Source organism: Nocardioides sp. YJ-D4 (genome assembly GCF_054031495.1).
The window spans coordinates 416117-442468 of the sequence record NZ_CM132932.1; the positions used below are offsets into that span (position 1 = coordinate 416117).

The window sequence follows — 26352 nt, forward strand, 5'->3', positions numbered from 1 at the left end:
CGCCTACCCCTGGGCTCGCAGCTCGGTCTTGCGCACCTTGCCGCCGGCGTTGCACGGCAGCACCTCGAGCACGACGAGGTCCTTGGGGAGCTTGAACCGGGCCAACCGGGTGGTCAGGAACTCGTTGAGCCCTTCCAGGTCGAGACTCTCGCCCGGCTTGAGCGCCACGTGGGCCACCGGCACCTCACCCCACGTCTCGTCGGGCCGGCCGACGACGGCCGCCTCGAGCACCGCCGGGTGGGCGTGGATGGCGTTCTCGACCTCCGCGCTGTAGATGTTTTCACCGCCGCTGATGATCATGTCCTTCGCGCGGTCGACGACCCAGACGAAGCCCTCCTCGTCCTGGCGGACCAGGTCGCCGGAGTGGAACCAGCCCCCGGCGTACGCCTTCTCGGTGGCCTCGGGGTTGTTCCAGTAGCCACGCGTGACCGAGGGGCCGCGGTAGACGATCTCGCCGACCTCCCCGACGGGCACGTCGTTCATCTCGCCGTCGACGATCCGGTACTGGATCGTCGGGATCGGGCGACCGACAGAGCCGAGCTTGCGCAACGAGTCCTCGCCGCGCAGCACGCAGGTGATGGGCGAGGTCTCGGTCTGCCCGAAGACGGCCACGTTGAGCGCGTCCGGGAAGGTGTCGGCCATCGCCTTGAGGAGCGTCTCGGAAGCAGGGGCCGCACCCCAGGAGATGATGCGCAGCTTCAGGTCGCGCTCCTTGATGCCCGGCAGCGCGCAGATGGCCTGCCACTGCTGCGGCACGTTGAAGACGACGGTGGCACCTTCGCGCTCCCAGGCGTCGACGACCTCGCCCGGGTCGAAGGCGCCGAGCGGATGGATCACGCTCGGGATGCCGAGCAGGAAGTTGGCGGCCAGCGAGCCCAGGCCGGCGATGTGGAAGAACGGCGCGGTCATGAACGCGATGTCGGACTCGTCGCCGAGGTCGTTGCAGCGGATGCAGGTCAGCGCCTGCATCTGCATGTTGTGGTGCGTCAACATCGCACCCTTGGGCTTCCCGGTGGTGCCGGAGGTGTACATGATCAGCGCCACCGAGTCCTCGGGGATGTCGCCGAGCTCGATCGGGTCGCAGGCCTCCACCAGGCTCTCGTACGCCTCCATCCCCTCGGCCTCCCCGATCACGATCCTGGTGGCGAGCGCCGGGGCAAGACCGATGGTCGCCGCGGCCAGCGGGGCGAGGAGCTGCTCGGTGACGATCACGGTCGCGCCGCTGTCCTCGACCAGCCCGGAGATCTCCGGCGGTGTCAGGCGGGCGTTGACCGGCACCGCGATCGCTCCGAGGCTGTTGATCCCGAAGACCGCCTCGACGAACTCCGGTCGGTTGAGGGTCAGCAGGATGACCCGGTCGCCCTGTTCCACGCCGCGCTGCTGCAGCGCGGCGGCGAAGCGCAGCGAGCGCTCGTGCAGCTGCTGCCAGGTGGTGTTCACCCCGAGAAAGCGCAGCGCCGTCGCGTCGGGTCGCATCACCGCGTGCCCGGCGGTCTGGCTCATCCAGTGGCTGCGGAACGTCCAGGCCGGAGCCTGTGCAGTGCGGTCGGTCATCGATCTCCCTCTTCCAGTCGGAACCACGAACATGGTTTCCGTCACAGCAATTTCAGTAGTCGAGCGCAACGGTCATCCCGGAGCGAGGCAGAGACGGATCAGACGATCGCCGGACCGGAGGCCGACTCCTCCGTCAGCGCCGGGACGGTGACGCGGACGAGGCTGAGCAGCGTGTCGCCGAGCAGCCGCTCCAGGTGCTCACGGGGTGCGGGCGCGCCGAGCAGCCAGCGGCGGGTGACCGTGGTCGCGAAGGCGGAATAGCCGTGCAGGGCGGTCCGTACGGCCGGGTGCTCGCGGACCGCATGCAGCCCGGCGAGCTCGCAGATCTGGTCGACCATGCGCTCGATGTAGTCCTCCAGGATCGCCGAGATCTCCTCGTCGCGTGACTCGCCGAGGAAGCCGGAGACCGCCAGCCAGGCGTCCTTGCGGGCCACGACCATGTCGACCCACTCGGCCACACTGCGGCCGATGCGGTCCTCGACCGTCGCCCCCTCGACGTAGGCAGGCATGGGGAGTCGCGGGACATCGACCAGCCGTCCGATGACGGCGAGATAGAGGTCGCGCTTGGTCGGGAAGTAGTGGCTCAGCAGACCGCGACTGACTCCGCAGGCCCGCGCGAGCTCCGTGGTCGAGACGTCGTCGTAGCGCCGCTCGGCGAAGACCCGAGCCGCCGCCGCGACGATCAGGTCCCGTCGGCGATCGGCCTGCATGCGTACTCGCGGACTTGCCATGTCCCCATCCTTTCTCACCTGACCGGCTCATGCAGGCCGTTGACAGACTATATCGGCAATCTGCCGATTGCTACTGGCAGATTGCCGATAGTGGCTCTACGCTATCAGGGCCGAAGTGACGTGGATCACTTCGATGACTCGGAGATGAGGAGTGGTGGCAGTGGCAGACCTCAGCAGACGAAAGCTTTTGATCACGGGCGGAGCGGTGGGCGCCGCGGCACTGACGACCCCGCTGTGGACCTGGCCGGCATCGGCGTCGATCGCCCGGGCAGGCGCAGGCGCAGACCCGTCGACGGTGTGGGACCCGGAGGCCGACCACGTCGTCGCCGACCTGATCCAGCACGGCGACGTGGACGCCGTCAACGACGCCCTGCGCGGCTGGACGCGCAACGACCAGCCCACCCCGACCTCGCTACCGGGCGACCTGTACGCGTTCATCGAGAAGGCCCGACAGCTCCCGTCCTGGGCGAACGAGGCCAAGCTCGCCGACGCCTTCGAGTTCACCCAGCGCTGGGGCCTGTACCTCGGCGTCCTCTACGGGATGAACAGCGGCATGATGTCGACCGCGATCCCCCGCGAGGCCCGGGCGGTCTACTACTCCTACGGCGGCAGCGACATGCGCGACCGGATCAAGAAGACCGCCAAGCTCGGCTACGACATCGGCGTCGACGGCGCCTTCAGCCCCTCGGGCGAGATGATCGTGACCTGCGTGAAGACGCGCCTGATCCATGCCGCCGTACGCCACCTCCTCCCCCAGTCCCCGCACTGGGTGGCGGCCGCCGACGAGGAGATCCCGATCAGCCAGCGCGACATCATGGTGACCTGGCACAGCCTGGCCTCCTCGGTGTGGCAGAAGCTCGACGAGTGGAAGGTCGAGCGGCCGGCCGACCTGAGCGAGGGCTACCTGCACGTGTGGCAGGTGACCGCCCACATGCTCGGCGTCCGCGACGAGTACATCCCCGCGACCTGGGCCGACGCGCTCAGCCAGCGCGAGCAGGTGCTCGTGCCGCTACTCGCCCACACCGACGAGGGCGTCGCGCTCGCCGACATCCTGCTCGACTTCGGAGCCGAGATCGACGGCACCCTCTTCACCCGCCCCGCCCTGGAGTCGATGAGCCGGTTCATGCTCGGCGACCAGGTCGCCGAGTGGCTCGAGCTCCCTCGCCACCCAGCCCTCGACACGACGATCAAGGTCGGCTGGCCCGTTTTCGTCGCCTTCCGCGAGTCCGGCCAGCCGCTCTCGCTCGCGCCACCGACCTACTGGATGTTCGACGAGTTCATCCGCAAAGCCGTGCTGCTCTTTCTCGCCCGCGGGGAGCAGATCAGCATCGAGATCCCCACCGGCAACAACCCCAACTACCCCAGCTGACCGACCCACCTCAGCCAGAGGAGCATCATGCACGAGCTCAGCCGACGTAAGTTCCTGATCGCCTCCAGCATCGCCGCCGGCGCGGTCGCCTCCCTGGGCGGCCCGATGGCCGCGGCGCGGGCCGCGGTCCCGTGGACGTGGGACCCGGCCCTGTCCGTGGCCGGGAGCGGCACCGGGATCGACCCGCAATGGCTGTGGGACGACGAGATCGACTACCTCATGGGCGACGTCATCCGCCGCGGCGACGTGCCCGCGATCAACGCCGCCATCCTCGACTGGAACCACAACGACCAGCCGCTCCCCGACGGGCTGCCCGGTGACGTACGCGACTGGATGGCGCGCGCGCTGCGGTTGCCCGAGTGGGCGGACATGACCAAGCTGCGGGCCGCGGCGGCGTTCAACACCAAGAACGGGCTGCTCCTCAACCTCTGCAACGGGCCCGGCGGCGGGATGCTCTCGACGGCGATCCCCCGCGAGGCCAGGGCCGTCTACTACTCCAAGGGCGGCGCGGACATGGAGGACCGCGTCGCCAAGACCAGCATGCTCGGCTTCGCGGTCGGCGACCCCCATGCGTACGAACCCGACGGCAAGGCCCAGGCACAGGCGGTCAAGACGCGGATGGTGCACGCCGCCGTCCGCAACCTGCTGCCCGAGTCGCCGCACTGGGTCGAGACCAGCGGCGGCCAGCAGATCCCGATCGCCATCGGCGACATCCTGATCACCTGGCACAGCCTGGCCACCTGGACGATGCGCAAGCTCGTCGAGTGGGACCTGGACATGACCGCCGCCGAGAAGGAGGGCTACCTGCACAACTGGCAGGTCAACGCCTACATGCTCGGCGTGCCCGCCGAGTACATCCCGGCCACCTGGTCGGCCGCGTACCAGCAGTCCGACCAGCTCCTCGAACCGATCCTCGGTCCGACGCCGGAGGGCGTGGTCCTGACCGACATCCTGCTCGGCCAGCTCGCCGAGCAGACCAGCCCGGGCTCGTTCTCGCGACCCGCGGTCGATGCGCTGGCCAGGTACCTGGTCGGCGACCAGGTGGCCGACTGGGACGGCATCACGCCGCGCCCGTTCTGGGAGTCAGCGATCCGCGCGGCGTGGCCGTGGTTCATCAAGATCCGCCAGGGCGCGGTGAGCCTGCCGCTGGCGCCGGCACTGGCCTGGACGATCGACGAGGCCGCCCGGCAGTACCTGATGTTCTACCTGACCAAGGGACAGGGCACCGCGATCACCATCCCCGACGGCAACCGCACCTTCTGACGTGGAACCGCTGCGCAGACGTACGTTCCTCGGCTACGTGCTGGCCGGCCCGACCCTGGTCGCTGCCGCCGAGCTCGCCCGGGCCGAGCCGGCCACGGCGACCCGTTCGGCGGCCGACGGCATCCCGTGGCCCGAGCCGACCGAGATCCTCGACCTCAACGACATGATGACGGTGGCCGCCATCCCGACGGCGAGCCTGATCACCGTCGAGGTCGGCGCCGATGGCGAGGTCCGCTTCGAGCTCCCCCGTGCCGAGGTGGGTCAGGGGATCACGACCTCCTCGGCGATGCTGATCGCGGAGGAGCTCGGGGTGCCGCTCGATCGCGTCCACATCAGCCTGGCCGATGCCCGTCCCGAGCTGCTCTTCAACCAGCTCACCGGCGCCTCGAACACCACCATCGCCACCTACACGCCGATCCGGGTCGCCGCCGGGATCGCGCGTGCCCGGCTGCTGGCGGCCGCCGCGGCCGAGCTCGGCACCCGGGTCGAGGCGCTGACCATTCGCGACGGCCTGGTCGTGGGCGGGAGGCGAAGCATCCCGATCGGCGACCTGGCGGCCCGGGCCGCGAGCGTACGCACCGAGCAGGTGAGCGTGACCCTGAAGCCGGACACGGACTTCACCGTGATCGGTACGCCGCGCAACCGGGTCGATGCCCGCGCCGCGGTCACGGGGCGCAAGCAGTTCACGATGGACCTCCAGGTGCCCGACGCGCTGCCGACCATGGTCTGCCGGCCGCCGACGGTCAACGGCACGGTCCGCTCGGTGGCCAACGCCGAGGACGTTCGCGCCATGCCGGGCGTCACCGACGTGGTCACGATCTCGACCGGGGTGGCCGTGCGGGCGCGCACCTTCGGCCAGTGCATCGACGCGGTGCGAGCGCTGGAGGTCACCTGGGGGCCCGGCACCGCCGAGGGGAAGGACGACGAGGACGTACTCGAGGAGCTGCGCCGCGCCGAGGCGCCGCTGGGCCTGCCGCCCCTGGCCCCGACGGTGGAGGCGACGTTCACGTTCCGGTTCCGCAGCAACAGCGCCCTGGACACCAACTGCGCCATCGCGGACGTACGCCGCGGCCGGGCCGAGATCTGGTCGTCGCTGAAGTCACCGATCGTCGCGCAGGAGACCATCGCGGCCCGGCTCGGCCTGCCGATCCCGGCCGTCACGGTGCATGTCACCCAAGGTGGCGGCTCGTTCGGCCGCCGGCTCTTCTTCGACGCCGCCCTGGAGGCGGCCGAGGTCTCCCAGAAGATCGGCAAGCCGGTGAAGCTGATGTGGCACCGGGCCGACGACTCCCGCCAGGGCCGGACCCACCCGATGGCGAGATCACGGGTGCGAGCGGCGTACCTCGGCGGCACGGTGATCGGCTACCAGCAGTCGCACACCAGCATCTCGACCGACCTCGGCCACGGGCTCGGCGAGATCATCACCGCGCTGGCCGCCCAGCTGCCGGTGGGCGACCGGGCCTTCTCCCAGGTCTTCTTCCAGCTCTCGCAGGCGATGCCCTACAACTTCGGCCCGGCGACCCGGGTGCTCAACGAGACCGACACCGGGTTCAACACCGGCTCGATGCGCAACGTCTACTCCCCCGACGTGACCTGCGCCCGCGAGCTGATCGTGGACCGGCTGGCCGCGAAGACGGGCAAGGATCCCTACCGCTTCCGGCGCGACCACCTGCGCAACGCACGCGACCGCGCGGTCCTGGACCGGGTCGCCGAGGCCGGCGACTGGGGACGTACGCTCCCGGCCGGGGTCGCCCAGGGCATCGCCTTCCACGGCGAGTACCACTCCACCAGCGCCGTCCTCGTCGAGATCGATACCCGCCCGGAGACCGTGGGCCGCCGGATCCGCGACGCCGTCGCCGGACCGCGGGTGACCAAGGCGGTCCTGGCCGTCGACGTCGGCACCGTGGTCAACCCGCGAGGTCTCGAGGCCCAGATGATGGGCTGCCTGATGGACGGCATCGCACAGACGCTCACCTCCAGCCTGCACCTACGCGAGGGGCACTTCCTGGAGGCGAGCTGGGACAACTACTTCTACACCCGGCAGTGGAACACCCCGCCGGACGTACGCGTCATCGTCGTCCCCGGCTCCGGCGAGCCCGGTGGCGCCGGGGAGCTCGGGGTGGCCGCGTCGATGGCCGCGGTCGCCTGCGCCTATGGCCGCGCCACCGGAACGATGCCGACCGACTTCCCGATCAACCACGGCACGCTCACCTTCGAGCCCAAGCCGACCGTCCCGCCGGTGCCCGCCTCGCCGACCGACGGTCTCTCCCACGTTCGCTGAAGGGCCCGAGCCGGAAAGGACCGCCCACATGCCCACCCACACCTTCCGGGTCAACGGCGAGCAGATCAGCGTCGAGGCCGAGGACGACGTACGTCTGCTCTGGGTGCTGCGTGACCTGCTCGGCGTCACCGGCCCGAAGTACGGCTGCGGGATCAACGTCTGCAAGGCCTGCACCTCGCACCTCAACGGCCGCGCCTTCAACCCCTGTGCCGTCCCGGTGGCCGACCTCCGTCCCGACGACGAGGTCACCACGATCGAAGGGCTTCCCGCGACCGTCGGCGAGAGTGACGACGGTCTGCACCCGATGCAGCAGGCCTGGATCGACCACGACGTGGCCCAGTGCGGCTACTGCCAGCCGGGCCAGATCATGGCCGCGGTCGACCTGGTGCGGCGAGTCTCGGCGGAGGGGCGCACCGTCACCGAGGCCGATCTGGACACGATCCGCAACATCTGCCGCTGCGGCACCTATCCGCGGATCCGCCGGGCGATCACCGACGGCGCCGCGCGGATGTGACGTGTCTCGACACGCTCGTCCAGCGGCGGTCAGCCGACGGGTACGGCCGCGATGCGGTCGGTGCCCGCGTAGATGTTCATCGAGGAGCCGCGCAGGAAGCCGACCAGGGTGAGGCCGTTGTCGTCGGCCAGGTCGACGGCGAGCGAGGAGGGGGCCGAGACGGCCGCAAGCAGCGGGATGCCAGCCATCACGGCCTTCTGGACGAGCTCGAACGAGGCGCGCCCGCTCACCATCAGCATGCTGTTGCGCAGCGGCACCATGCCCTCGCGGAGCGCGTGCCCGATCACCTTGTCGACGGCGTTGTGCCGGCCGACGTCCTCGCGTACGCAGAGCAGGTTGCCCTCCGCGTCGAAGAGCCCGGCCGCGTGCAGGCCGCCGGTGCTGTCGAAGACGCGCTGCGCCTCCCGCAGCCGCTCCGGGAGGATGCTCAGGAGCTCGGGCGTGACTCGCAGGGTGTCCTCCGCGACCGACCAGGCCGAGGACGTACGCACCGCCTCGAGGGACGCCTTCCCGCACAGTCCGCACGAGGAGGTCGTGTAGAAGCTGCGCTCCAGGGAGGCGTCGGGCGGCGGGACGTGGGCGGCCAGGCCGACGTCGACCACGTTGTAGGTGTTGCCGCCGTCGGCGGTGGCACCGGCGCAGTAGCGCACGCTCGCGACGTCGTCGGCGGAGTGCACGACGCCCTCGCTGACCAGGAACCCGACGGCCAGGTCGAAGTCGCCGCCGGGGGTGCGCATCGTGACGGTCAGCGGCCGGCCGTTGACCCTGATCTCCATCGGCTCCTCCGCGGCCAGCTTGTCCGGCCGTCGCGAGATCACGCCGTCGCGTACCCGCAGCACAGGCCGCCCAACCGTCACTCGTCCCATGTCAGCTCCTGTCGTGTGGGTTCCTGAGAGGTCATGGTCTGGCGAGCCCTCGCGTGGACGCCGGCGTCGCAGCAGAAGCCCCGGCTGGTGCGCTTGAGGCAGAGAAGCCCGACACAGCGGCCGTCCTCGACCACGGCCAGCCTGCGGCACCGGTTGCCGATCATCCACACCCAGGTCTCCCAGAGGTCGGCGCCGGGGGCGACCGTGCGGCCCCGCAGCGTGCCCATCGCCCTCGCCGGTCCGTCCCCGCTCGCGCCGACCTCGTGCGGTTCGATGACCGTGAGCAGCCGATCACCGTTGACGACGAGCACCGCGTGCACATGGTCGTCGCCGAAGAGATCGCGTACGTCGCGACCGGTCGCCGTGGCCGGGAGCAGCTTCGGCCGGCGGACCATGGCATCGGCCACGGTCGCCTCGCCGGACGCGTACGCCACCCGGCCGCCGCCGAACTCGACCCCACCCTGCTTGCGGGTGGTCGACTCCTCGATCCTGCTGAGGGGCACCTGTCCTCTTCTCGTTCGTGCTGCCGGTCCTGATGACACCACGGTACGCCGCGCCCGTCGCAGCCGTCCGCCGGGCGAGACGACGGGTAGCCTGCAGGCGTGAGTCGGACGAGTTCGCAGACGCCTCTCCCCTCGGCTGCCGGGGTCCGGCTGGCCGGCTCGCTGGTGGCTGGAGCGGTGACGGCCGCGGCCGGCGTACTCCTCGTCGACGCGCAGATCGGCACCCTTCTCGCGGTGGCGGTCGTCCATGCCACGTTCGTCGCCTCCGGCTGGATCGCGCTGTGGCCGCTCGACGCCGACACGACCCGCGCCAACACCCGCCGCGAGGACTTTCGCCCCGCGGCCGAGGAGCTCGTCGTGGTCGCCATCTCGCTGTGCGGGCTGCTCGGGATCGTGATGCTCCTGGTCGTCGGCCACTCCGCCCAGGGCCGCCTCGCCGCGGCGGTCGCGCTCGTCGGCGTCTTCCTGGCCTGGGCGAGCCTGCACCTGATGTACGCCGCGCGCTACGCACACCTCTACTACGACGGCGACGCCGGCGGGATCGACTTCAACTCCGACGACAAGCCCGCCTACCGCGACTTCTTCTACTTCAGCTACAACCTCGGGATGACCTACCAGGTCTCCGACACGTCGGTGACCAGCTCCCGGATCCGCGCCGTCGTGCTGAGGCACACGTTGCTGTCGTACGTCTTCGGTGCGGTGGTGCTGGCGAGCACGATCAACCTGGTGGCCGGGATCGCAGCGGGCTGACGCCCGGGTGCCACCAGATGAGCCGTCGACTCGGCACGGCATCGCCCAGCCACGTACGATCTGCCTACCTACGACGGGTGCCGGAGGTTCCGTGAACGAGATCCAGCTCAGCGACCTGAGTCTTGGACGCCATATCGCCCAGGGCTCTCAGGGCCGCATCATCGAGCTGGCCGACCACCCCGGGACGGTCGCGAAGCTGTACCGCACGCGAGAGCTCGGCCTCGTGGACGGCCGTGCCCTGGCGGAGCTGGTGCGGATCCGCGGGCTCGTCGAGAGTGAGGGTCTGCAGGTGGACCACTTCGCCGCCTGGCCGCACACGGTCGTGCTCGACGGGCTGCGCACCGCCGGCTTCCTGATGCAGCGGATCCACGAGCCGTTCCTGGCCGGGTTCGGTCCCGCCACTGCGCTCGCTGAGCTGGGCCTGCTCGTGGACACGGGTGACGTACGCAGCCCCGGGATCCACGAGCGGGTGCTGCTCATGCGGGCGCTGGCCGCCGTGATGGACGCGCTGCACCGGCAGGGGCTCGTCCTCGGCGACCTCTCGCCGCGCAACATCGCCTGGTCGGTGGCGCCGATCCCCCGGGTGATGCTGCTCGACTGCGACGGGATCCGGCCAGCCGGTGAGGATGGCGTGCTGCCGCCCGCCGACACCCGCGGCTGGGAGGACCCCACCAACCTCGGCATGCCGCCGACCGCCGACAGCGACCGCTTCAAGCTGGCCCTCACGATCGCCCGCGTGCTCACCGGCGACCGCAACGCCGCCCCCGCGCTCCGGCCCGACCTGACCTTCGCCGGCGAGGCCGGCATCCTGGTCGGTCCGCTGACCCGGCTGATGGACCAGGCCGCAGGTCCTCCCGGGCTGCGCCCGACCGCGTCGCAGTGGGCCACCGTCCTGGACGTACGCAGCCCCTGGGCCGGCACGGCGGCCCCGCCGGCGCCGCCGGCGATGCGGTCGCGCGGTGCGTCTCCCAGCGGGGAGATCCTGCGCCCCTTCCGACGCTCGCGCTGATCCCGAGGCCTCAGGTCGCCGACCAGCCGGACCAGCGGGTGACCTCGATGACGATCACCGGCCCGGTCGGGGGCTGGGCGCGGTAGTCGGCGTATTTCGCGACCAGCGGGGCGAGGTCGTAGGACGCGTGCACCCGCGCGACGCCGTCGGCACGTGCCCACCACAGCTGCGACCAGTCGTCGTCGTAGGCGTCGACCAGGAGCGAGACCGCCGGGTTCGCCGCGATGTCCTCGAGCCGCCGCAGCCGGGTGGTCGACTTGGGCTTGTGGTCGACGGCGGTGAGGATCACGTCGCCCGCCAGAGCGAACACGATCGGCACGATCCGGGGCACGGCGTCGGCCGAGACCGTCGCCAGCCGTGCCACCTGGGCGGCGGCGAACCGCTCCCTGGCCCACTGCTGCTCGTGTCGCACCGTCCGAGCCTATCCGCGGTCGCCGAGTGCGGCCGGGAGCCGGATACCGTGTCCCGCATGGCTCCCGATCTCCCGTCTCGTGCTGCCTGCTGAGGCCGAGCGGCTGCTCACCGTCGATCTGGTCGAGTGGCTCGCCGACCTGGTCGATCCGGCGCTGCTGCGGCAGGAGTCGCCGAAGGCGCGGCTGCAGGGCCTGCGCAGCGCGGTCGTCCACCGGATCGGGGTCAACGAGGCCTCCGCGCTGCTGCACTTCCGCGACGGGCTCGAGCACAACCCGCTGCCGCTGCGCGACCAGGACGGGCTGCGGCTGGTGCTGGTCACCAGCCGCGGCGAGGATCTGGCCGTCGACGACGTCGAGTTCGCCGACTGGAGCCGCGACGACGACTGCCAGCGCTGCCGGACGGCGTTGGAGAGCTGGGCGCCGCCTGCCTTCGACAACGGTTCACGGATCACGTCCGTAGGCGGTCTGCACATCGCCTACGACCACGCCGACCGCGCCGGCATGGAGCCCGAGGAGCTCCTGGCCCGGCTCCGGCCCGCGGTCGCGGAGGCCAATGCCACCCTCGGCACCTGGGACGCCTCGACGGTCGGCGCGTACTGGTACCCGGCCACCGAGACCTGGGCCCACGTCATCCCGCTGAGGCTCGACCGGGAGCGCGACCCGGTGGCGGGTGTGCTCACCCGCCACCCGGACGGCTACCACCTCGTCACGATCCTGACACGGCGTACGGCGTTCTGGAACGTGGTCAGTGTCGGTCAGGTCCCGCCGGCGTGGCTGGACAACCCCGAGGATCAGTCCTCCGGGTCGTAGCCCAGGTTCGGCGACAGCCAGCGCTCGGCCTCGGTCATCGTCCAGCCCTTGCGCCGGGCGTAGTCGGCGACCTGGTCCTGACCGATACGGCCGACGACGAAGTACTGCGAGTCGGGGTGGCCGTAGTAGAGGCCCGAGACCGAGGCGCCCGGCCACATCGCCATCGACTCGGTGAGCTCGATGCCGGTGTTCTTCTCGACGTCGAGGAGAGACCAGATGGTCTGCTTCTCGGTGTGGTCGGGGCAGGCCGGGTAGCCCGGAGCGGGGCGGATGCCGGAGTACTTCTCGGCGATCAGGTCCTCGTTCGCGAGCTTGCCCTCGTCGGCGGCGTAGCCCCAGAACTCGGTGCGTACGCGCTCGTGGAGCCGCTCCGCGAACGCCTCGGCGAGGCGGTCGGCGAGAGCCTCCAACAGGATCGCGGAGTAGTCGTCGATGGCGTCCTTGAACGCCTTGACCCGCTCGGGCAGGCCGATCCCGGCGGTCACCGCGAAGGCACCGACGTGGTCGGCCCCCTGGCCGACCGGCGCGACGAAGTCGGCCATCGACTTGTTGGAGATGCCGTCGCGGTGCTGGCCCTGCTGACGCAGCTGGAACAGCGTGGCGCGCTCCTCGGTGCGCGAGTCGTCGGCGTAGACGACCACGTCCTCACCGGTCGAGTTGGCCGGGAAGAGGCCGTAGACGCCGCGCGCCTCGAGCCACTTCTCCTCGATGATCTTGTCGAGCATCTCCTGCGCGTCGTCGTAGAGCTTGCGCGCGGCCTCACCGGTCGCCGGGTTGTTGAGGATGTCGGGGAAGCGTCCCTTCATCTCCCAGGCGTTGAAGAACGGCTGCCAGTCGATGTAGTCCCGCAGCTCCGCGATCGGGTACTCCAGCAACGTGTGCACGCCGGTCTGCGCCGGCTTCGCCGGCAGCAGCGAGTAGTCGATCTCGGGCTTGTTGGCCTTCGCCTGGACGTACGTCAGGGACACCCGCTCGCGCCGCTCGGCGTGCCGCGCGCGCAGCGAGTCGTAGTCGACCTTGACCTCGGCCATCAGCTTCTCGCGCCGGCCGGCGTCGAGGAGAGCAGCCGCGGTCGGCACCGAGCGGGAGGCGTCCTTGACCCAGACGACGGGGCCGTCGTAGGCCTTGTCGATCTTGACCGCGGTGTGGGCACGCGAGGTGGTGGCACCGCCGATCAGCAGCGGCAGGTCGAGCCCGACCCGCTGCATCTCGGTCGCGAAACCGACCATCTCGTCCAGCGACGGCGTGATCAGGCCGGAGAGGCCGATGATGTCGGCGTCGTGCTCCTTGGCGGCGTCCAGGATCTTCTGCGCAGGCACCATCACGCCGAGGTCGATCACCTCGTAGTTGTTGCACTGCAGCACCACGCCGACGATGTTCTTGCCGATGTCGTGGACGTCGCCCTTGACCGTGGCCATCACGATCGTGCCGTTCTTGGTCTCGGCGTCACCAGGCTGCTTCTCGGCCTCGATGAACGGGATCAGGTAGGCGACCGCCTTCTTCATCACCCGGGCGCTCTTGACCACCTGCGGCAGGAACATCTTGCCGGCACCGAACAGGTCGCCGACGACGTTCATGCCGTCCATCAGCGGTCCCTCGATGACCTCGATCGGACGGCCACCACGAGCCGAGATCTCGGCGCGGAGCTCCTCGGTGTCAGCCTCGACGTACGCATCCAGGCCCTTGACCAGCGCGTGGGTGATCCGCTCGCCGACCGGCAGCTCGCGCCAGGCCTCGGCCTTGGCCTCCGCCTCGGGTGAGTCCTTGTTGTACTTCGAGGCGATCTCGAGCAGCCGCTCGGCGGCGTCGGCGCGCCGGTTGAGCACGACGTCCTCGATCCGGTCCCGCAGCTCGGGGTCGACCTCGGAGTAGGGCACCAGCGCGCCGGCGTTGACGATGCCCATGTCGAGGCCCGCCTCGATCGCGTGGTAGAGGAAGACCGCGTGGATCGCCTCGCGCACGGGGTTGTTGCCGCGGAAGGAGAAGCTCACGTTGGAGATGCCGCCGGAGACCTTCGCCCCGGGGAGGTTCTGCTTGATCCAGCGAACCGCCTCGATGAAGTCCACGCCGTACGTCGCGTGCTCCTCGATCCCGGTCGCGACCGCGAACACGTTCGGGTCGAAGATGATGTCGTCGGGGTCGAAGCCGACCTCGTCGACGAGGATCCGGTAGGCCCGCTCGCACACCGCGATCCGGCGCTCGTAGGAGTCGGCCTGGCCGTCCTCGTCGAAGGCCATCACGACGGCGGCGGCGCCGTAGCGCTTGCACAGCTCGGCGTGCTCGACGAAGGACTCCACGCCCTCCTTGAGCGAGATCGAGTTGACGATCGGCTTGCCCTGGACGAGCTTGAGGCCGGCCTCGATGACCTCCCACTTGGAGGAGTCGATCATGATCGGGACCCGGGAGATGTCGGGCTCGGAGGCGACCAGGGTCAGGAACCGGGTCATCGCCGCGACCCCGTCGATCATGCCCTCGTCCATGTTGACGTCGATGACCTGGGCGCCGTTCTCGACCTGCTGCGCGGCCACGGAGAGCGCGGTGTCGAAGTCGCCGGCCTTGATCAGGTTGCGGAACTTCGCCGACCCGGTGATGTTGGTCCGCTCCCCCACGTTGACGAAGAGGCTCTCCTCGGTCACGGTGAACGGCTCCAGGCCGGAGAGCCGCAGCGCGGGCTCGACCTCGGGGACGTCGCGGGGCGCGACCCCCTCGACCTGCTTGGCGATCTCGGCGATGTGGGCGGGCGTGGTGCCGCAGCAGCCGCCGACCAGGTTCACGAACCCGGCGGTGGCGAACTCGTGGACGTGGCCGGCGGTGTCCGTGGGGCCCTCGTCGTACTCGCCGAAGGCGTTCGGGAGTCCCGCGTTGGGGTAGCAGGAGACGAAGGCGTCCGCCACGCGGGCGAGCTCGGCGATGTAGGGGCGCATCTCCTGGGCGCCGAGCGCACAGTTGAGGCCGACCAGGAGCGGGTCGGCGTGGCGTACGGAATCCCAGAACGCCTCGGTGACCTGCCCCGACAGGGTGCGGCCGCTGGCGTCGGTGATCGTCCCGGAGATCACGACCGGCCAGCGGCGGCCGTACTCCTCGAAGACCTGCTGAACGGCGAAGATCGCCGCCTTGGCGTTGAGGGTGTCGAAGATGGTCTCGATGAAGATCAGGTCCGAGCCGCCCTCGAGGAGCGCGCGGGTCGCGTCGGCGTAGGCGTCGCGGAGCTGCTCGTAGGTGACGTTGCGGGCGCCGGGGTCGTTCACGTCCGGGCTGATCGAGGCCGTACGCGTCGTCGGGCCGAGCGCGCCGGCGACGTAGCGCGGCTTCTCGGGGGTCGAGTAGATGTCCGCGGCCGCACGAGCCAGGCGCGCCGCCTCGAAGTTGATCTCGTAGGCGAGATCGGCCAGGTCGTAGTCGCTCAGCGAGACCGCGTTGGCGTTGAACGTGTTGGTCTCGATGATGTCGGCGCCGGCCTCGAGGTATTCGCGGTGGATGCCCTCGATGATCTGCGGCTGGGTCAGGTTGAGCAGGTCGTTGTTGCCGATGAGGTCGGTGGGCCAGTCCTTGAACCGCTCGCCGCGATAGCCGGCCTCGTCGGGACGGTCACGTTGGATCGCAGTGCCCATCGCACCGTCGAGCACCATGATCCGCTCCTTCAGGGTGGCGGTCAGGGTCTCGGTGACATCAGGGCGCAGACTCACTCTTGTTTCCTCTCCCGGGCGGGCACGGTGGTGTGCACGGCTTTGCCTGAAACACGCTACGGCGTAGGTGCCCGGGCTATGCCATTTCATTCCGAATCCTGACACCGGGAGTCCACCAGGTGGGAATTGTGAAGGTGTACGCAGGGTGAACGACGCCGACTCCCTGGTCCCGGTGACTAGGGTGGAGGTGTGATCGAGATCGAAGAGACCCGCGACCTGGTCGATCCTGTGGTGATCGCCGCGTTCGAGGGCTGGAACGACGCGGCCGATGCCGCCTCCGGCACGGTTGACCATCTGATGGACGTCTGGCACGCGCGGGTGGTGGCCGAGATCGATCCCGAGGACTTCTACGACTACCAGGTCAACCGTCCGGTCACCGGCACCGACGAGAACGGCTTCCGTTCCATCACCTGGCCCACCACCCAGGTCGCCGTCTGCTCCCCGCCCGACCTGGACCGCGACATCATCCTGGTGCGCGGCATCGAGCCCAACATGCGCTGGAAGCAGTTCGTCAGCGAGATCCTGGAATGCGTCGACGAGCTCGGCGGCCAGCTCGTGGTGACCCTCGGCGCGCTCCTCGCCGATGCTCCGCACACCCGGCCGATCCCGGTCTCCGGCACCGCCACCGAGCCCGACCTCGTCGACCGGCTCAAGCTCGACTCGCCGTCCTACGAGGGGCCGACCGGCATCGTCGGCGTGCTCCAGGAGGCCTGCGTCCAGTCCGACATCCCCGCGGTCTCCTACTGGGCCGCGGTCCCCCACTACGTGGCCGCCCCGCCCTGCCCCAAGGCCACCCTCGCGATCATCAACAAGCTCGAGGACCTCCTGCAGTGCTCCATCCCCCTCGGCGACCTCCCCGAGGACGCCCGAGCCTGGGAGCGCGGCGTCAACGACCTCGCCGAGGAGGACGAGGACGTCTCCGACTACGTACGCTCCCTCGAGGAGGCCCGCGACACCGCCGACCTCCCCGAGGCCAGCGGCGACGCCATCGCCCGGGAGTTCGAGCGCTACCTCAAGCGGCGCACCGACGACTCGTAGAACCGGGCGCAGGGATACCCGGTTAACCGGGTATCCCTGCGCTTCTCAGGCAATGCAACACCCGAGAAGCGCAGGAAAAGCCTGAGGGGTGTGACGCATGTGGCCCCTGGGACCAGCGGTCAGAGCTTGATGCCCAGCGCCGCGTCGACGACCTTCGCGATCGTCTCGCCGGCGAGAGCGTCGGAGGTCTCGGCGAGACCGCCCTCACCGAGGGTGGCGGCGACCCAGGCGTCGACGGCCTCGACCGCACGCGGGGCGTCGAGGTCGTCGGCCAAGGCACCGAGGACCGTCTCGACGACCGGGGCCGCGGGAGCGCCGCGACCGAGGGCGACGGCCTTGCGCCACTCGGCGATCTTGTCGACGGCGTCGAAGAGCTTGGCGTCGGTCCACTCCCAGTCGTCGCGGTAGTGGTGGCCCAACAGCACCAGCCGGATCGCCATCGGGTCGATCTCGGAGTTGCGCAGGGCGGAGACGAAGACCAGGTTGCCGCGCGATTTGGACATCTTGTGGCCGTCGTAGGCCACCATCCCGCCGTGGGTGTAGATCTCGGCGAAGTCCTTGCCGGCCGACCGCGCGTGGGAGCCGGACATCTCGTGGTGCGGGAAGACCAGGTCGGAGCCGCCGGCCTGGACGGTGAACCCGGCGCCGAGGTGCTCCAGGGCGATCGCGGTGCACTCGATGTGCCAGCCGGGACGGCCGGGACCGTACGGCGAGGGCCAAGCCGGCTCGCCGGGACGCTCGGCGCGCCACAGCAGCGGGTCGAGCGGGTCCTTCTTGCCGGCCCGCTCGGGGTCGCCGCCCCGCTCACCGAAGAGCTCGAGCATCTCCGTACGCGACATCCGCGACTCGGCGCCGAACTCCTCGTCGACGGCCACCGAGGCGTAGACGTCCTCGTCGACCTTGTAGATCGCGCCCGCCTCCTCGAGCTCGCCGATCAGCGAGACCACCAGGGGGATCGACTCGACCGCGCCGATGTAGTGCTGCGGCGGCACGACCCGCAGCGCCTCCATGTCCTGCCGGAAGAGCTCGGTCTCGCGCTCGGCGAGGGCTTCCCACTCGATCCCGACCTTGTCGGCCCGCTCGAGCAGCGGGTCGTCGACGTCGGTGACGTTCTGGGTGTAGCCGACCTCGTAGCCGGCGTTCAGCCACGCCCGGTGGAGCAGGTCGAAGGCGACGTAGGTGTTGGCGTGGCCGATGTGGGTCGCGTCGTAGGGCGTGATGCCACAGACGTACAGCGAACGCCGCCCCTGACCCTCCGTCGGGACGACCGCGTCCCGCTGATGGTCATAGAGCTGCACCTCGGGCCCTTTGACGGACAGTTCTGGGACTTCGGGTGCAGACCATGCGCGCATGGGTGCAGCCTACTTGGCAAGGACCACGTGTCTCAGAAGGGCGGCCACGGGATGACATGACGGTCGTACTCCGGCCGCGGGAAGACCCCCTCGGCGAGCAGGGTCTCGCAGCGCCGGCCGAGCGCATCGACCTCCCGACCCGTGAGGTACGCAGCCAGCTCCCGCCCCAGCGCGCCGTCGAGCCCTGCGTGTACGGCCCGGATGCCGGAGAGCTCCTCGTCGGCGAAGCCCTGCCCCCGCCATCCCCACAGGATGGTGCGCAGCTTCGGCTCCTCGTGGAAGGTCAGCCCGTGGTCGCAGCCGTATCGGCGCCCACCGGAGACCGGCAGGACGTGGCCACCCTTGCGGTCGGCGTTGTTGGTGATCGCGTCGAAGACCGCCATCCGTCGCAGCCCTGGCGTGTCCTCGTGAGCCAGCGTGACGACCCGGTCCTGGTCGTCGAAGCCGTCGAAGACCCGGAGGTAGCCCTCCGGCACCTCCCCCTCCGGCACGATGGTCACCGGCTCGAGGCTCGCATCGGCGTGGACCCAGCGCTGGATCATCCCCGGGCCGTGCGGCCCGTCGCCGAGCCAGGTCTCGGGGACCACCGACCATCCCAGCGTCTGCGAGACGAGGTACGCGGCGACCTCGCGGTGCGCGAGCTGCCCGTCGGGGAAGTCCCACAGCGGCCGCTCCCCCGCGATCGGCTTGTAGACCACCTCGGTCTCGCCGAGCGTCGCCAGGAAGGTCGCGTTGGAGGCCGTCGTCAGCCGCCCGACGAGCTCCATGGCGCCGTCGCTTCGCGACGCACCGTGCTCGATCTCCGGAGCCGGATCCACAGGCTCAGACCGGGTCACGCCGCTTGAACCCGTTCGCCCGGACACACAGGTGTCCCTCCGGGTCGATCGGGCTGCCGCAGAACGGGCAGTTGGGGCGTCCGGCACCCAGCACCGCCTCGGCCCGCTTGACGAAGGCACGGGCGTTGCGCGGAGCGATCCGCACCAGGAGCACCTCCTCGGGCTCCGGCTCCTCCAGCTCGATCGCCGCCACCGCGTCCTCGTCGACCAACTGGCCCGACTCATCGACCTCGGCGATGATCTCGGTCTCGCTGATCGGAAAGACCTCGAGGACGACCTTGTCCTCGTCGGGGTCCCAGGCCAGCGTCATCGTGCCGGCCCGGAACTCCTCCTCGATCGGCTGCTCCAGCGGGCCGTTGTCGTCGAGGTCGTAGGGAGCGATCGCCGGCACCACGGCGGGCGCCGACTTCATCACCTCGTCGAGGAGCTCGTCGAGCCGCTCGGCTAGCACCGTGACCTGCTGCTTCTCCAGGGCCACGGAGACGACTCGCGCTCCCTCACGCGCCTGGAGGAAGAACGTACGCGCCCCGGGCTCGCCGACGGTGCCGACGACGAATCGCTCGGGCGGGTCGAAGGCGTGCATCACAGGCATGGTCAAACCTTATCCAGACCAGGCTCAGGACCCGAGCCGCCGCCCACGACGGCGTCGTCGTTGCGCCGCCGCGACGACTTCCGTCCCTTCTTCGCGGCCGGCTTCGGGGCCAGCCAGGACAGGTCGCCGGCGTGCGTGTTCGTGGCCAGGACGGAGGGACGCCCCTCGCCGTAGCGGACGACCGAGACCGAGGCCGGGTCGACGTGCAGCCGCTGGAAGAGGTCCAGGTGCATCCCGAGCGCATCGGCCAGGATCGACTTGATCAGGTCACCGTGGCTCACGCACAGCCAGACCGCCGCGTCGCCGTGCGCGGCCGTGACGGCGGCGTCGTGGCGGCGTACGGCCTCGACCCCTCGGGCCTGCATGGCGGCCATCGACTCGCCACCGGGGAAGGTGACCGCGGAGGGCTGGGTCTGCACCGTCTTCCACAGCTTGCGACGCGCCAGCGTGGTGATCTTCTCTCCCTGCCACTCGCCGTAGTCGCACTCGGAGACGCCGTCCTCGACGACGACGGTGGGCTGCTCGGCGCGTCCCTCGAGGATCACCGACAGCGTCTGCTGACAGCGCTCCATCGGACTGGTCACCGCGAGCGCCAGCGGGACCGGCGCGATCCGCTCGGCCGCTCTGCCCGCCTGCTCCACGCCACGCTCGTCCAGCCTCACCCCGGGAAGCCGGCCGGCCAGGGTGCCGGATGCGTTCGCCGTCGTACGGCCGTGTCTCACCAGGATCATCGTCGCCACGACTGGCGACCCTATCCACACCGGCGAAGCCGGCCCACAATGCCGCGCAGCATGCCCTAACCTGACAACGTGATCGTCGACAGCGCTCTCTACCGCGGCGGTGCGCGCGACAGGATCGACTGCGCACCGCACGACTACGCCACGCTGCGCGGCGGCGTGAAGGACGAGGGTGACTTCGTCTGGCTCGGGCTCTACCAGCCCAGCCAGTACGAGCTCGAGGAGGTCGCCGAGGCCTTCGGGCTGCACCCGCTCGCCGTCGAGGACGCGCTGACCGCCCACCAGCGGCCGAAGCTGGAGCGCTACGAGGGCGGGATGTTCCTGGTCGTGAAGACGCTCTGGTACGTCGACTCCGAGGACGCCGTCGAGACGGGCGAGGTCGCCTTCTTCATCGGCCCCGACTACGTGATCACGGTCCGCCACGGTCGCGGAACCCGGCTCGCGCCGGCCCGTGAGCTGCTGGAGAACAGCGACGAGCAGCTCCTCAGCGAGGGGCCCTACTCCGCAGTCCACGCGGTGGTCGACTACATCGTGGACGGCTACGTGGACGTCGCCACCGAGCTCACCAAGGACGTCGACGAGGTCGAGACCTCGGTCTTCTCCGACGAGCGCACCCACGACTCGGCCCGGATCTACCGGCTCCGCCGGGAGATCGCGGAGGTACGCCGCGCGGTGATCCCGCTTCGTGAGCCGGTGCGCCGCTTCGCCAACGGGGAGGGCGGGATCGACCCCGACCTGCGCCCCTACTTCCGCGACGTCCTCGACCATCTCGCCTCGATCGTGGAGTCGATCGAGAACCTCGAGACGTTGCTGTCCTCCGCCTTCGAGGCCCACCTGGCGCAGCTCTCGCTGCAGCAGAACGACGACATGCGCAAGATCTCGGCGGGCGCGGCGATGATCGTGGTGCCGACCCTCATCGCCGGGATCTACGGGATGAACTTCACCCACATGCCCGAGCTCGACTGGCGGTTCGGCTACCCGTTCGCGCTCCTGCTCATGGGCGTCGTGATCACCGGGATGTGGATCTTCTTCCGCAGGTCCGGCTGGTTCTGACCCGCGTCGCTACCCTCTGCGCCACCAACTGCGCTGCCGATGCTCTGCCGCCTCGCGTGCGCACTCCCGGAGCTCGTAGGCCACGGCTCGATACACGGTGGCCCACTGCTCCCCCGTGAGCCCGCCGACCTGAAGATCGCTGCTCCGCGCGCTCGTGAAGACCTGTGCGTCTTCGACGTACTTCTCGGCTTTCGCTTCGAGCCACGCGACGTGGTGCGGGGTGGTACTCATTGCTGCCAGTCTTTCACGTTTGACGGCTCTGGCGTCGCGTGTCCGCCCTGCAATCCCGGTTCACGCCTTTTCGCAATCAGTCGAGCTGCTTGACCGGACGGGCCTCGAGATGCTCCCGGTCGCACCACAGAGAGAGGTCGTCGGCGAACTCCGAGTCGGCCTCACCGCCGCCCTTCGCGTCGAGCTGCTCGCCTTGAAACCACTCGGTCAGGAAGGCGGCATCGTCGAAGGCCTTCGGCATCGGCTGGCCGCGATAACGGACCGCGACGACCTCGTCCTTGCGCAACGAGATCATCCAGGCCCAACCCACATCAGTGTCGTTGGCGGGCTGCCAGGCGAAGACCAGCGGGCCACGGGTGCCCTCGGTGGTCACGCAGCGCCGACGAAGCGTCGGCGCGGAGCAGGGCTCACGGGTCATCCAGGCGGGAGGGGACGGCGCGGCGATGACATCGACCTCGGCACCGGGAACGCCATCGGCGCGCCGCAGCAGCCGCCCTCCGATGGCCTTGTCGCCGAACTGCTCGCGCAGCGGGGAGCGGATGACGCCCTCGTAATCGCCGTAGCCACCCCGGCCGCCGACATAGGCCTGGGCGATGCCGTGGTCGGTGTTGCGCACCAGCTCGTACGCCTCGGGGTCGGGCTCGCCGCCCTCCCAGTCGTCGAGTTCCTCGCCGAGGGCGAGGGTCGAGGAGGTCGCCTGGTAGCGGAGCCGTGGGTCCTCGACGACGGCGACCAGCTTCTCGACGCTGATCGGCATCTCGAGCCTGCGGGGGTCGCCGGTGATCGTGGGCCCGGAGTAGTCGATCGAGGCGGTCTCACCGTCGTCGCGCAGCAGCACGATCCCGACGTTGCCGGGGTCCTCCTCGGGCGCCTCCTCGGTCCAGCGCAGCTGCATCTCGGCGTTCTTCACCTCGGTCGGCAGGTCGACGCAGTGCTGCCCGAGCTCGCGCCGGCACGCGCCCTCCGCGGGCGGCTGAGCCGAGACGGCCACGCTGACCAAGTCGCCGTCGTACTCGCCGTCGGCGCCGTAGCGAAGGTCGACCGAGACCTGCTCGCGAGGCGTGGACTCGTCGGTGTAGGAAGCCGCCCGGCTGGAGGTGTCGGTCGGCAGGTGCTCGAGCGCGACCGCTGCGACGGCGCGGTGAGTGATCCGGCCGGGATCGCCACCGGCGTCGACAGCCTCGCCCGAGCACCCCGAGACGATCACGGCGCCGACGACGGCGAAAGCCCCCAAGACCTTGGCTGACACGGGCATCAGTGCAGGAACGTGAACAGCGGTGAGTCCGGCTCGATCCGCTCGATGACCAGGTCGCTGGCGCCCATCCGCTCGAGCAGCCCCTCGAGACCGTCGGCGGAGTCGAGGTCGATGCCGATCAGCGCGGGACCGTGCTCGCGGTTGGACTTCTTGACGTACTCGAAGACGACGATGTCCTCGCCGTCGGCGAGCACGTCGTCGAGGAAGCCGCGCAGGGCGCCGGGGGCTTGCGGGAAGGAGACCAGGAAGTAGTGGCGCAGGCCCTGGTGGATCAGCGCCCGCTCGAGCACGTCGGAGTAGCGGGAGACGTCGTTGTTGCCGCCGGAGAGGACGGCGCCGACACGCGAGGCGCCGCGTAGGTCGATCTGACTCAGGGCCGCCACCGCGAGCGCGCCGGCGGGCTCGGCGATGATCCCCTCGGTCTGGTAGAGCTCGAGCATCTCCACGCAGATGGCTCCGACGGGCACGGAGACGAGCTCGTCGACGTACTCCTTGACGATCGGGTACGTCACCTTCCCCGCGGTCGCGACCGCGGCGCCGTCCACGAACGTGTCGAGCGTCTCCAGCCGGACCGGCTCACCGGCCGCGATCGCAGCCGCCATCGAGGCGGCGCCCGCGGGCTCGACCCCGATGATCCGGGTCTGCGGCCAGACCTCGCGCACCCAGGTCGCGACGCCGGAGGCCAGCCCACCGCCGCCGACCGGCAGCAGCAGCACGTCCAGCGGCTCGCCGATCTGGGAGGTCAGCTCGTAGCCGACCGTGCCCTGACCGGCGATCGTGCGCGGGTCGTCGAAGGCGGAGACGTAGGTGGCGCCGAGCCCGCGCCCGAGCTCGTAGGCGTACGCGGAGGCCTCGTCGTAGGTCGAGCCGTGCAGGGTGAGCGTCACATGCGAGCCGCCGAGGGCGGTGATCCGGTCGCGCTTCTGCTTGGGCGTGTTGGTCGGCACCACGATGTGGCCGGGCACCCCGAGGCGGGCGCAGGAGATCGCGACGCCCTGGGCGTGGTTGCCGGCGGAGGCACAGACGACACCTCGGGAGAGCTCCTCGGGCGTCAGCGAGCTCATCAGGTTGTAGGCGCCCCGGACCTTGTAGGAACGCCCCAGCTGCAGGTCCTCCCGCTTGAGCAGGACCTCGGCGGCGTACCTCTCCGAGAGTCTGACCGAGCGTTCGACCGCCGTGCGCGTGGCGATCGTGCGCGCGGCAGCCTCCTCGATGGCAGCGGGTGTTACGGCAGGCTTCTTGCCAGACTCAGACACATCCGTGAGTTTGTCACGATCACCACTCGGTGAGCACACCCGCGCCGAGGAGTCCCAGAACCACGAGACCGAGGACGACCCGGTAGATCACGAACGGGGTGTAGGTGTTGTGGGAGAGGTACTTCAGCAGCCACGCGATCACGGCGTAGCCGAGGACGAACGAGACGATCGTGGCGACGATCGTCGGGCCCCAGCCGTAGAGGTTGGCGCCGTGGGTGATCTCGCCCATCTCGAACAGACCGGCACCGAAGACCGCCGGCAGCGCCAGCAGGAAGGCGTAGCGGGTCACGGTGGCTCGCTCGTAGCCGAGCGCGCGGCCCATCGAGATGGTCGCCCCCGAGCGCGAGACGCCGGGGATCAGCGCGCAGGCCTGGGCGCAGCCCATCAGGATCGCGTCGCGCCAGGACAGGTCGTCGAACTGCTTGCGGTTCGCGCCGATCCGGTCGGCGACGCCGAGGACGATGCCCATGACCACGAGCATGGTGCCGACGACGTACAGGCTGCGCAGGTCGTGCTCGATGATGTCCTTCATCACGAATCCGATCACCACGATCGGGACCGAGCCGACGATGATGAACCAGCCCATCCGGGCATCGGTGTGGCTGCGCAGCTCGGCGTTGAAGAGGCTCCGGAACCAGGTCACGATGATGTCGCGGATGTTGCGCCACATGTAGAAGACCACGGCCAGCTCGGTGCCGATCTGGATCACGGCGGTGAAGGCCGCGCCGGGGTCTCCCCAGCCGAGCAGCTCGGGGAAGATGCGCAGGTGCGCGCTGGATGAGATGGGCAGGAACTCGGTGAGTGCCTGAAGAATGCCCAGTGCGATCGCCTGCAGATAATCCACGGGCGGAAACTCTAAGGGGCATGTACGCAGCACCCGACCGCTGCCTCCCTCTCGGAGTGTCCGCCGTCACAGCACAGCGTGTCCGGCCCGGGCACGGCGGACGGCCCGGATAGATTGGGTCTCATGCAGAGCCGACTCCTCGGAGCCACTGGGCTGCGAGTCTCGTCTCTCGCCCTGGGCACCATGACCTGGGGCAGCGTGACCGACGAGCACGAGGCCCGTGAGCAGCTGGCCGGTTTCGCCGAGGCCGGCGGCACGCTGGTCGACACCGCCGCGGGCTATGGCGACGGCGCCTCGGAGGCGCTGCTCGGCTCGCTCCTCGAGGAGCGTGTGGTGGGTCGTGACGACGTCGTGCTGGCGACCAAGGGCGGGATCACCTGGCGCGGCGGCAACCGGGGCGTGGACACCTCGCGCGGTGGCCTGCTGACCGGCCTCGACGCCTCGCTGAAGCGGCTCGGCGTCGACCACGTCGACCTGTGGCAGGTGCACGTCTGGTCCCCCGAGGTGCCGCTCGAGGAGACGCTCACGGCGCTCGACATGGCGCTGAGCAGCGGCCGGGCCGCCTACGTCGGTGTCTCCAACTACAGCGGATGGCAGACCGCCCAGGCCGCGACCTGGCAGCGGGCCGTCCCGGGGCGGGCGACGCTGGCCTCGACGCAGGTGGAGTACTCGCTGCTGGCCCGCGACATCGAGTACGAGGTGCTGCCGGCCACCGAGGCGCTGGGGATGGGCCTGCTGGCCTGGTCCCCGCTGGCGGGCGGCGTGCTCACCGGGAAATACCGCACCGGCATCCCGTCGCACTCGCGTGGCGCCGACCCGAACTTCTCCGCCCGGGTGGACGCCTTCGACGACGAGCGCTCCCGCGGGATCGTCACCGCCGTAGCGAAGGCCGCCGAGGGCCTGGAGTGGACGCCGCTGCAGGTCTCGCTGGCCTGGGTCCGCGACCGGCCCGGCGTCACCGCACCGATCCTCGGGGCGCGCACCGCGGCTCAGCTCAAGGAGGCGCTGCAGGTCGCCGACCTCACCCTCCCGCCCGAGATCGCGCTCGCTCTCGACGACGTCTCCGCCGTCTGATTCCCGGGACTGAAAACACCACCCCGAGGGAACATCTCTTCAGGCACACTGGTTCTCCTGAGTAGTCCATCAGAAGGAGTGCTGCCTTGGCTCGAGCCGAACGCCGTCCGCCCCGCCCGGGAGTGATGTGGGAGTACGACAAGGTGATCTTCTCGCGTGAGTTCTCCCGCAACATCGTCACCAAGCTCCTCGTCGAGCGCGCCGAGCACGGCGGCTGGGAGCTCGACCGCGTCCGGATCACCGCCGACGGCACCCGCCGGGTGACGCTTCGGCGCAAGATCATCCGGCAGCGGCTGACGGTCTGAGCGCGTCTCCGCGCTCCTCGCGCGTCCGGA

At 70.0% G+C, this 26352-nt stretch carries 25 protein-coding genes; 11 read left to right on the forward strand and 14 right to left on the reverse strand.

Translation table 11 applies throughout. The features are described 5' to 3' along the window. Positions 1-3: 3 nt before the first annotated feature. On the reverse strand, positions 4-1554 hold the full coding sequence (locus ACW14X_RS02050) for a long-chain-fatty-acid--CoA ligase (protein WP_457164524.1): 1551 nt from the start codon (positions 1552-1554) through the stop codon (positions 4-6). Between the two features lie 98 nt (positions 1555-1652). Beyond that, positions 1653-2285: a TetR/AcrR family transcriptional regulator gene (locus ACW14X_RS02055; protein ID WP_457164525.1), complete on the reverse strand. Its 633-nt coding sequence runs from the start codon at positions 2283-2285 to the stop codon at positions 1653-1655. A gap of 160 nt (positions 2286-2445) precedes the next feature. Between ACW14X_RS02055 and ACW14X_RS02060 the strand changes: the two genes are divergently transcribed. From ACW14X_RS02060 to ACW14X_RS02075, 4 genes are read left to right on the forward strand one after another with little or no spacing between them, the layout of a single operon-like run. Next, entirely contained in the window at positions 2446-3654 is a 1209-nt protein-coding gene (locus tag ACW14X_RS02060) for an oxygenase MpaB family protein (RefSeq protein ID WP_160023877.1), read from the forward strand. Between the two features lie 27 nt (positions 3655-3681). Beyond that, positions 3682-4917, forward strand: coding sequence for an oxygenase MpaB family protein (locus tag ACW14X_RS02065; protein ID WP_457164526.1), 1236 nt, complete (start codon positions 3682-3684; stop codon positions 4915-4917). A 1-nt stretch (position 4918) separates the two neighbouring features. After that, positions 4919-7198, forward strand: coding sequence for a molybdopterin cofactor-binding domain-containing protein (locus ACW14X_RS02070; protein ID WP_457164527.1), 2280 nt, complete (start codon positions 4919-4921; stop codon positions 7196-7198). Between the two features lie 28 nt (positions 7199-7226). Then, positions 7227-7712 carry a (2Fe-2S)-binding protein gene (locus tag ACW14X_RS02075; RefSeq protein WP_160023880.1) on the forward strand — a complete coding sequence of 162 codons (486 nt, stop codon included), beginning with the start codon at positions 7227-7229 and terminating at the stop codon, positions 7710-7712. A gap of 29 nt (positions 7713-7741) precedes the next feature. Here the strand turns inward: ACW14X_RS02075 and fdhD are convergent, their stop codons facing one another. Next, positions 7742-8578: a formate dehydrogenase accessory sulfurtransferase FdhD gene (gene fdhD, locus ACW14X_RS02080; protein ID WP_457164528.1), complete on the reverse strand. Its 837-nt coding sequence runs from the start codon at positions 8576-8578 to the stop codon at positions 7742-7744. Further along, positions 8566-9081, reverse strand: coding sequence for a hypothetical protein (locus ACW14X_RS02085; protein ID WP_457164529.1), 516 nt, complete (start codon positions 9079-9081; stop codon positions 8566-8568). The genes fdhD and ACW14X_RS02085 overlap by 13 nt, the downstream gene beginning before the upstream one ends. A 99-nt stretch (positions 9082-9180) precedes the next feature. Here ACW14X_RS02085 and ACW14X_RS02090 point away from each other — a divergent pair, with 99 nt between their 5' ends. Together ACW14X_RS02090 and ACW14X_RS02095 are read left to right on the forward strand one after the other, a co-directional pair. Continuing rightward, positions 9181-9831, forward strand: a complete 651-nt coding sequence (locus ACW14X_RS02090) for a DUF1345 domain-containing protein (protein WP_457164530.1) — start codon at positions 9181-9183, stop codon at positions 9829-9831. A 91-nt stretch (positions 9832-9922) separates the two neighbouring features. Further along, complete coding sequence (locus tag ACW14X_RS02095; RefSeq protein WP_457164531.1) at positions 9923-10840, forward strand: hypothetical protein; 918 nt, start codon at positions 9923-9925, stop codon at positions 10838-10840. A gap of 10 nt (positions 10841-10850) precedes the next feature. Here ACW14X_RS02095 and ACW14X_RS02100 read toward each other — a convergent pair whose 3' ends face one another. Beyond that, positions 10851-11252 carry a TIGR03668 family PPOX class F420-dependent oxidoreductase gene (locus tag ACW14X_RS02100; protein ID WP_457164532.1) on the reverse strand — a complete coding sequence of 134 codons (402 nt, stop codon included), beginning with the start codon at positions 11250-11252 and terminating at the stop codon, positions 10851-10853. 79 nt (positions 11253-11331) lie between these two features. Here ACW14X_RS02100 and ACW14X_RS02105 point away from each other — a divergent pair, with 79 nt between their 5' ends. Continuing rightward, positions 11332-12063, forward strand: a complete 732-nt coding sequence (locus tag ACW14X_RS02105; RefSeq protein ID WP_457164533.1) for a hypothetical protein — start codon at positions 11332-11334, stop codon at positions 12061-12063. Here ACW14X_RS02105 and metH read toward each other — a convergent pair. Next, positions 12045-15749 (reverse strand): methionine synthase, encoded by a 3705-nt coding sequence (metH, locus tag ACW14X_RS02110; protein ID WP_457164534.1) that lies wholly within the window; start codon positions 15747-15749, stop codon positions 12045-12047. The genes ACW14X_RS02105 and metH overlap by 19 nt on opposite strands. A 189-nt stretch (positions 15750-15938) precedes the next feature. On the opposite strand from metH, the gene ACW14X_RS02115 reads away from it, so the two are divergent. After that, positions 15939-16787: a PAC2 family protein gene (locus ACW14X_RS02115; RefSeq protein WP_160023887.1), complete on the forward strand. Its 849-nt coding sequence runs from the start codon at positions 15939-15941 to the stop codon at positions 16785-16787. 119 nt (positions 16788-16906) lie between these two features. On the opposite strand, the gene mshC is transcribed toward ACW14X_RS02115, so the two are convergent. From mshC to ACW14X_RS02135, 4 genes are read right to left on the reverse strand one after another with little or no spacing between them, the layout of a single operon-like run. Then, positions 16907-18139, reverse strand: coding sequence for a cysteine--1-D-myo-inosityl 2-amino-2-deoxy-alpha-D-glucopyranoside ligase (gene mshC, locus ACW14X_RS02120; RefSeq protein WP_457164535.1), 1233 nt, complete (start codon positions 18137-18139; stop codon positions 16907-16909). Between the two features lie 32 nt (positions 18140-18171). Continuing rightward, on the reverse strand, positions 18172-18975 hold the full coding sequence (locus ACW14X_RS02125) for an SCO1664 family protein (protein ID WP_457164536.1): 804 nt from the start codon (positions 18973-18975) through the stop codon (positions 18172-18174). Then, positions 18962-19567, reverse strand: a complete 606-nt coding sequence (locus ACW14X_RS02130; RefSeq protein WP_457164537.1) for a DUF3090 domain-containing protein — start codon at positions 19565-19567, stop codon at positions 18962-18964. Before ACW14X_RS02130 ends, ACW14X_RS02125 begins: the two co-directional genes overlap by 14 nt. Before the next feature lie 2 nt (positions 19568-19569). Next, entirely contained in the window at positions 19570-20298 is a 729-nt protein-coding gene (locus tag ACW14X_RS02135; protein ID WP_457166037.1) for an MSMEG_4193 family putative phosphomutase, read from the reverse strand. Between the two features lie 78 nt (positions 20299-20376). Between ACW14X_RS02135 and corA the strand changes: the two genes are divergently transcribed. Then, the gene (gene corA, locus ACW14X_RS02140) at positions 20377-21357 is read left to right on the forward strand and encodes a magnesium/cobalt transporter CorA (protein WP_457164538.1); all 981 of its coding nucleotides are present in this window, start codon (positions 20377-20379) and stop codon (positions 21355-21357) included. 9 nt (positions 21358-21366) lie between these two features. On the opposite strand, the gene ACW14X_RS02145 is transcribed toward corA, so the two are convergent. The 4 genes from ACW14X_RS02145 to ACW14X_RS02160 form a co-directional block, all read right to left on the reverse strand. Continuing rightward, positions 21367-21588 (reverse strand): hypothetical protein, encoded by a 222-nt coding sequence (locus tag ACW14X_RS02145; protein WP_160023892.1) that lies wholly within the window; start codon positions 21586-21588, stop codon positions 21367-21369. Positions 21589-21664: 76 nt separating this feature from the next. After that, positions 21665-22837, reverse strand: coding sequence for a hypothetical protein (locus tag ACW14X_RS02150; RefSeq protein ID WP_457164539.1), 1173 nt, complete (start codon positions 22835-22837; stop codon positions 21665-21667). A 5-nt stretch (positions 22838-22842) separates the two neighbouring features. Further along, positions 22843-24099: a threonine ammonia-lyase IlvA gene (gene ilvA, locus ACW14X_RS02155; RefSeq protein WP_457164540.1), complete on the reverse strand. Its 1257-nt coding sequence runs from the start codon at positions 24097-24099 to the stop codon at positions 22843-22845. A gap of 19 nt (positions 24100-24118) precedes the next feature. Further along, positions 24119-24943 carry an undecaprenyl-diphosphate phosphatase gene (locus ACW14X_RS02160; protein WP_457164541.1) on the reverse strand — a complete coding sequence of 275 codons (825 nt, stop codon included), beginning with the start codon at positions 24941-24943 and terminating at the stop codon, positions 24119-24121. Between the two features lie 123 nt (positions 24944-25066). Between ACW14X_RS02160 and ACW14X_RS02165 the strand changes: the two genes are divergently transcribed. Then, positions 25067-26017, forward strand: a complete 951-nt coding sequence (locus ACW14X_RS02165; RefSeq protein ID WP_160023896.1) for an aldo/keto reductase — start codon at positions 25067-25069, stop codon at positions 26015-26017. A 125-nt stretch (positions 26018-26142) separates the two neighbouring features. After that, complete coding sequence (locus ACW14X_RS02170; RefSeq protein WP_160028907.1) at positions 26143-26322, forward strand: DUF5703 family protein; 180 nt, start codon at positions 26143-26145, stop codon at positions 26320-26322. Positions 26323-26352 lie beyond the last annotated feature (30 nt).